The organism is Saccharothrix sabaoui, assembly GCF_051756985.1.
Classification (GTDB): domain Bacteria; phylum Actinomycetota; class Actinomycetes; order Mycobacteriales; family Pseudonocardiaceae; genus Actinosynnema.
The window spans coordinates 22,264-28,437 of the sequence record NZ_JBPKJK010000120.1 but is presented as its reverse complement, the minus strand read 5'-3'; the positions used below and the strand labels follow the sequence as shown (position 1 = coordinate 28,437).

The 6,174-nt window shown below is 73.7% G+C and carries 6 protein-coding genes; 4 read left to right on the top strand and 2 right to left on the bottom strand.

Annotation, left to right across the window (positions count from 1 at the left end; genetic code table 11):
- Positions 1 to 7 precede the first annotated feature (7 nt).
- Both ACR807_RS29740 and ACR807_RS29735 read left to right on the top strand, forming a co-directional pair.
- A complete protein-coding gene (locus tag ACR807_RS29740) occupies positions 8 to 1,048 on the top strand; it encodes a nitronate monooxygenase (RefSeq protein ID WP_438924761.1) in 1,041 nt (346 codons plus the stop codon).
- A 17-nt stretch (positions 1,049 to 1,065) separates the two neighbouring features.
- The gene (locus ACR807_RS29735; protein WP_438924760.1) at positions 1,066 to 2,757 is read left to right on the top strand and encodes a DUF885 domain-containing protein; all 1,692 of its coding nucleotides are present in this window, start codon (positions 1,066 to 1,068) and stop codon (positions 2,755 to 2,757) included.
- On the opposite strand, the gene ACR807_RS29730 is transcribed toward ACR807_RS29735, so the two are convergent.
- Positions 2,725 to 4,164 carry an amino acid permease gene (locus ACR807_RS29730; protein WP_438924759.1) on the bottom strand — a complete coding sequence of 480 codons (1,440 nt, stop codon included), beginning with the start codon at positions 4,162 to 4,164 and terminating at the stop codon, positions 2,725 to 2,727. The two genes, ACR807_RS29735 and ACR807_RS29730, sit on opposite strands and share 33 nt — an antisense overlap.
- A 146-nt stretch (positions 4,165 to 4,310) precedes the next feature.
- Between ACR807_RS29730 and ACR807_RS29725 the strand changes: the two genes are divergently transcribed.
- On the top strand, positions 4,311 to 4,913 hold the full coding sequence (locus ACR807_RS29725; RefSeq protein WP_438924758.1) for a DsbA family oxidoreductase: 603 nt from the start codon (positions 4,311 to 4,313) through the stop codon (positions 4,911 to 4,913).
- On the opposite strand, the gene ACR807_RS29720 is transcribed toward ACR807_RS29725, so the two are convergent.
- A complete protein-coding gene (locus ACR807_RS29720) occupies positions 4,900 to 5,868 on the bottom strand; it encodes a quinone oxidoreductase family protein (RefSeq protein WP_438924757.1) in 969 nt (322 codons plus the stop codon). The two genes, ACR807_RS29725 and ACR807_RS29720, sit on opposite strands and share 14 nt — an antisense overlap.
- A 68-nt stretch (positions 5,869 to 5,936) precedes the next feature.
- Here ACR807_RS29720 and ACR807_RS29715 point away from each other — a divergent pair, with 68 nt between their 5' ends.
- Positions 5,937 to 6,173, top strand: coding sequence for a hypothetical protein (locus ACR807_RS29715; protein ID WP_438924756.1), 237 nt, complete (start codon positions 5,937 to 5,939; stop codon positions 6,171 to 6,173).
- Position 6,174 lies beyond the last annotated feature (1 nt).

Genomic DNA, 6,174 nt, shown 5'->3' with positions numbered 1-6,174 from the left:
CGGGTCCATGCTGGACCGCCTCGAAGTGCCCGTCATCGCCGCGCCCATGGCCGGTGGCGCGTCGACGCCCCGGCTCGTCGCCGAGGTGGGCGGAGCGGGAGGGCTCGGCTTCCTCGCCGCCGGCTACCTGTCGGTGGAGGCGGTCGCGGAGCAGGTCGCCGCGACCACCGCGCTCACCGACCGCCCGTTCGGCGTGAACCTGTTCGTGCCCGGACCGCGCTCCACCGCCGACCTCGCCGGCTACCGGGAGCGGGTGCGCGCGCAGTCCCCGGGAGCCGAGCCGGGCGAGCCGCGCTGGGACGACGACTCCTACGTCGCGAAGCTGGAACTCGTGATGGCGCTGCGGGTCCCGGTGGTGTCGTTCACCTTCGGCCTGCCCTCGCCCGAGGACGTGCGCCGCCTGCACGCGGCGGGCAGCACGGTCGTGGTGACCGTGACCACCCCGCAGGAGGCCGTGCAGGCCGACCGGGTCGGCGCGGACGCGCTGTGCGTGCAGGGCTGCGACGCGGGCGGGCACCGCGGCACGTTCGCCGACGACGGCGTCTCACCCGGCGGCGGCGAGCTGTTCGGCGTGCTGGCCGCGCTCCGCCTGGTCCGCGGCAAGGTCGACCTGCCGCTCATCGCGACCGGCGGCCTGGTCCACGGCGCCGACGTGGCGGCCGTCCTGGCGGCGGGGGCCGTCGCGGCGCAGCTCGGCACCGCGTTCCTGACCACCCCGGAGGCGGGCACGTCGGCCGCGCACCGCCAGGCGCTCGCCGAGGGCACCCGCCGCACCGCGCTGACCAGGGCGTTCAGCGGCCGTCCGGCGCGAGGGCTGGTGAACAGGTTCCTCACCGAGAACGAGGGCCGGGCCCCGGCGGCGTACCCGGAGGTGCACCACCTGACCAAGCCGGTGCGCGCCACCGGCGACCCCGAGCTGATGTCGCTGTGGGCCGGGCAGACCTACCCGCTGGTCCGGTCGGCACCGGCGGCCGAGGTGGTGGCCCGGCTCGTCGCCGAGGCGCGCCAGGCGCTTTCCGTCGCGGACACGCGCATTCCGCCCGCGTAGCGGCCGAGAATGTCGGCGTGACCACCGCGCGCGAACTCGCCGACGAGCTGCTGACCCTGGTGCTGGACGCCGACCCCGTCATGGCCACCCTGCTCGGCATCCCGGGGTGGGACCACCGGTTGCCCGACCACAGCGCGGCGGGCGGCGAAGCCCTGCGCGCCCGCGCCGAGGACGTCGCCCGCCGGGCGGGGGAGGGCGCGGACGACCCGGTGACGCGGGCCGTCGTCGTGCAGCAGGCGCACGCCCTGGCGCACCTGCTGGGCGCGAACCTCGTCGAGCACACGTACGCCGAGGGGCTCAACGCGCCGGTGGCGGTGCTGCTCGGCGCGTTACCCCTGGTCCGGCCCGCCGACGACGGGGCCCGCCGGGCCTACCTGACCCGGCTGGCGGGGCTGCCCGACCACCTCGACGCGCTCGCCGAGCGGCAGCGCGCGTCGGACCGCCGCCCAGTGCGGCACCTGGTGGAGGCCGCCGTCGCGCGCCTGGACCGGTACCTGGCGGAGGACGAGGACCCGCTGCGCGCGCCCCTGGCGGGCTCCGACCTCGCGCCGCGCGCCGACGAGCTGCTGGCCGGGGCGGTGCGGCCCGCGTTCGCCCGCTACCGCGAGTTCCTGCGCACCGAGGTCGTCGCGCGCGGGCGCGGCGAGGACGAGCCCGGCCTGTGCCGGCTGCCCGGCGGCGACCGGGTCTACGCCGGGCTGGTGCGCGTCTACACCACGACCGAGCACACGCCGGAGGAGCTGCACCGCATCGGCCTGGACCTGATCGCGGCGCTGGACCGGGAGTACGAGGAGATCGGCGCGCGGGTGTTCGGCCCCGAGGGGTCCGGTCCTGAGGGGGCCGGTGCGGGGGAGGCCGGTCCCGTCACGGCGGCCGGGGTGCGGGCCAGGCTGCTGGCCGACCCGGCGCTGCGGTGGGCGAGCGCCGACGAGATGCTGGTGCTGGCCCGGGAGTGCATCGCCCGCGCCGAGCGCGTCGCGGGCGAGTGGTTCGGCACGGTCCCGTCGGCGCGCTGCGCGGTGGAGCCGGTGCCCGAGGCCGAGGCGCCCAACGCCCCGCTGGCGTACTACGTGGACCCGGCCATGGACGGCTCGCGGCCCGGCACCTACTTCGTGAACACCCACCGGGCGCGCGAGCGCGACCGGTTCAGCGCGGAGGCGACCGCGTTCCACGAGGGCGTGCCCGGCCACCACTTCCAGATCGCGCTGGCCCAGCGGCTCGACGACCTGCCGCTGCTGCGCCGGTTCGCCTCCATCGAGGCGTACCTGGAGGGCTGGGCCCTCTACACCGAGCGGCTGGCCGACGAGATGGGCCTCTACAGCGACGACGTGGCCCGGCTGGGCATGCTGTCCGGGGACTCGCTGCGCGCCGCGCGGCTCGTCGTGGACACCGGCCTGCACGCGCTGGGCTGGAGCAGGCAGCGTGCGGTGGACTACCTGCGCGCCAACGCCGTCATGCCCGACGTCGACATCTTCTCCGAGGTCGACCGGTACACCGAGAACCCCGCGCAGGCGCTGTCCTACATGGTGGGGCGGCTGGAGATCCAGCGCCTGCGCGGTGAGGCCGAACGCCGCCTCGGCGGGCTGTTCGACATCAGGTCCTTCCACGACCTCGTGCTGCGGGGCGGTCCGCTGCCGATGGCCGTGCTCGCCGACGAGGTCGACCGGTGGTGCGGCTCAGTCCTCGCCGCCGGGGCGGTTGAGGACTGACCTGCGCCTGCTGTAGGCGAAGTAGACGACCAGGCCGATCGCGAACCAGATCCCGAACCGCAGCCACGTCTCGGGCTGGAGGAACGTGATCAGCCACAGGGAGAACACCACGCCGACGATCGGCACGACCGGCATGCCCGGCGTCCTGAAGGTGCGCGGCAGGTCGGGCTGCCGGTACCGCAGCACGACGACCGCGACGCAGACCACGACGAACGCCAGCAGGATGCCGATGTTGGTCAGCTCGGCGGCCTCGCCGATGGGCAGGAAGCCCGCGATGACGGCGGAGGCGACGCCCAGCACCCACGTGGTGCGCGTCGGCACGTGCTTGGTCGGGTGGGTCTTGGCGAACCACTTCGGCAGCAGGCCGTCGCGGGACATCGAGTAGCCGACGCGGGCCGCGCCCATGAGGAAGGTGAACAGCACGGTCGTGATGCCCAGCACCGCGCCCACCGAGATGATGATGCCCAGCGCGGGCAGGCCGACGTCGGCGAACGCCGAGGCGAAGGCGGACTCCGCGTCGACGTCCCGGAAGTTCACCATGCCGGTGAGCACGAGGCAGGCCAGCACGTAGAGCACCATCGACACGGCCAGCGAGTACACGATGGCCTTCGGCATGTGCTTCTGGGAGTCCTTGGACTCCTCGGCGGCGGTGCTCATCGCGTCGTAGCCGAAGACGGCGAAGAACACCGTGGCCGCGCCGGTGAACGCGCCCGCCCAGCCGAACGGGAAGAACGGGTCGTAGTTGTCGGTCTTGATGTGGAACGCGCCGACCACGATCACGAGCACCACCACGGCGACCTTGAGGTACACCAGGGTGGTCTCGAAGCGGGCCGCGTTCTTCATGCCCTGGTTGAGCACGAACGCGATGAGCAGGCACAGCAGCACCGCGAACAGGTTCACCTTGTAGCTGCCGGCGGCCACGTCGCCGGACTCGGTGCCGGGCGCGCCGAGCATCCACACCGGCAGGTCGATGCCGAGCAGGTTCAGCAGCTCGTTGAAGTAGCCGCTGATGCCGATGGCCACCACGGCCACGATCGCGGTGTACTCCAGCAGCAGGTCCCAGCCGATGAACCAGCCGACGATCTCCCCCAGCACGGCGTAGCCGTAGGTGTAGGCCGACCCCGCCTTCGGGATCAGGCCCGCGAACTCCGCGTAGGAGAACGCCGCCGCCGCGCTCGCGATGCCCGCGATGAGGAACGAGATCAGCACGGCCGGTCCCGCGGTCTGGTTCGCCACCGCCCCCGCGAGCGAGAAGATGCCGGCGCCGATGATGCCGCCGATGCCGATGGCGGTCAGCTGCCACAGCCCCAGCGTGCGGGTCAGCGCGGTCTTCTCCTCGCCGATCTGCTCGATGGGCTTGCGGCGGAAGACCCCGCTGCCCCCGCCCAGGCCGCCCGTCCTCGTCATGGCCCCAGCTCCCTCGGTCGTCGTGTGCGGCGAACCGTACGCGCACACACTGTCACCGGGGTTGTCCATCCGCACTACGTGATCGCGGTGTCGTTGTCCGTTGGGACGAGGGGAACAACGGGACCCCCGCGCGGGTTGACCGAGCCGTGCAGCTCGACGTGTGGTCAGACGTGGTGTGTCCCTGGTGCTACATCGGCAAGCGCAAGCTGGAGCGCGCGCTGGAGGCGTGGGACGGCGAGCCCGTCGAGGTGGTGTGGCGGCCGTTCCAGCTGGACCCGCGCGCGGCGAACAGCGGGCGGCCGGTGGTGGAGGTGCTGGGGGAGAAGTTCGGCGTCGACGGGGCGCGCCAGGCGCAGGCCCGGGTCACCGAGGTGGCGGCGGGCGTGGGGCTGGCCTACGACCTGTCGGGGCAGGTGGAGGCGAACACGTTCGACGCGCACCGGTTGCTGCTGCTCGCGCGCGAGCAGGGCGTGCAGGGCGCGGTCGGGGAGCGCTTCTTCCGGGCGCACTTCACCGAGGGCGCCCACCTCGGCGACCGGGACGTGCTGGTGGCGCTGGCGACCGAGGCCGGGCTGACCGGGGCGGAGGGCGCGCTCGACGACGCGGCCCTGGCCGAGCGCCTCACCGAGGAGCTGGCCGAGGGCGTCGCGATCGGCGTGCGGTCGGTGCCCACGTTCGTGGTGGGCAACCGGGGCGTGGCCGGCGCGCAGGACCCGGAGGTCCTGCTCGACCTGCTCAGGACCGGCTGAACACGATCTTGCCGGCGGTCTCGCCGTCGAGCATCGAGCGGAAGCCCTCCTCGGCGCGCTCGAACGGCAGCTCGGCGCCGATCTGCGGGCGCAGGCCGTTCAGCTCGCAGAACGACAGCAGGTCGCCCAGCTCCTCGCGGGTGCCCATGGTCGAGCCGACCACGCGCAGCTGGAGGAAGAACAGCCGCTGGAGCTCGGCGGCGGAGGCGTCACCGCTGGTGGCGCCCGAGATCACGACGATCCCGCCGGGCTTGAGCGACTTCATCGAGTGCGACCAGGTGGCCTTGCCGACGGTCTCGAACACCGCGTCGACCCGCTCGGGCAGCCGCGCGCCGGACTCGAAGGCGGCGTGCGCGCCCAGGGACGTGGCCAGCGCCCGCTTCTCCTCGGTGCGGCCGGTCACCCACACCCGGAAGCCGGCCGCGCGGCCCAGCTGCACCAGGGCGGTCGACACGCCGCCGGACGCGCCCTGCACGAGCATCGTCTGACCGGGCCGCAGACCGGACTTCACGAACAGCATCCGGTAGGCCGTCAGCCACGCCGTGCCCATGCACGCCGCCTCGGCGAAGCTCAGCCCGGCGGGCTTGGGCAGGGCGTTGCGCGCGGGCACCACGACGTGGTCGGCGAACGTGCCCTGGTGCTTCTCGGTGAGCAGGGTGCGGCCCGGGTCGAGCGTCTCGTCACCGGACCACGCCGGGTCGCCGATCACCGAGTGCAGCACCACCTCCGTGCCGTCCTCCAGCACGCCCGCGCCGTCGCAGCCCAGGACCATCGGGAACCGGTCGGCCTTGATGCCCACGCCGCGCAGCGTCCACAGGTCGTGCATGTTCAGGCTCGCCGCCCGCACCGCCACCTTCACCCAGCCGTCCGGGACCGCGGGGTCCGGTCGCTCGCCGACGCGCAGGGCGGCGATGGGGTCTTGCGGGCTCGGCTCGGCTGCGTAGACGGCGAACATGCGGCGAACTTACCGACAAGTACGGAGCGGCGTGCGGTGAAGCACGTCACCCGACTACCCTCGGGCGGGTGGTGGACGCCTTCGGGGACTGGTGGGACGGGGTCGAGCTGTGGATGGCGCAGCTGGCCTTCCCGTTCCAGTTCGGCCTGCTCATGTGCGTGCTGCTGCCGCTGTGCCTGGGCGCGGCCCGGCTGATCGACCGGGTCGTGGACAACGCCTCCACCCGCTACAACCCGGTGCCCAAGGTGCCCGCCGCGCCGGCGCCCGAGGTGCCCGGGAAGACCGGACCCCGGAGCGGTTCGTAGG

Bases quoted from the DNA above. Each gene is read 5' to 3' on its own strand.
- ACR807_RS29740 (WP_438924761.1), top strand. From the start codon at position 8: ATGCTGGACCGCCTCGAAGTGCCCGTCATCGCCGCGCCCATGGCCGGT.
- ACR807_RS29730 (WP_438924759.1), bottom strand. From the start codon at position 4,164: ATGACGAGGACGGGCGGCCTGGGCGGGGGCAGCGGGGTCTTCCGCCGC.
- ACR807_RS29720 (WP_438924757.1), bottom strand. From the start codon at position 5,868: ATGTTCGCCGTCTACGCAGCCGAGCCGAGCCCGCAAGACCCCATCGCC.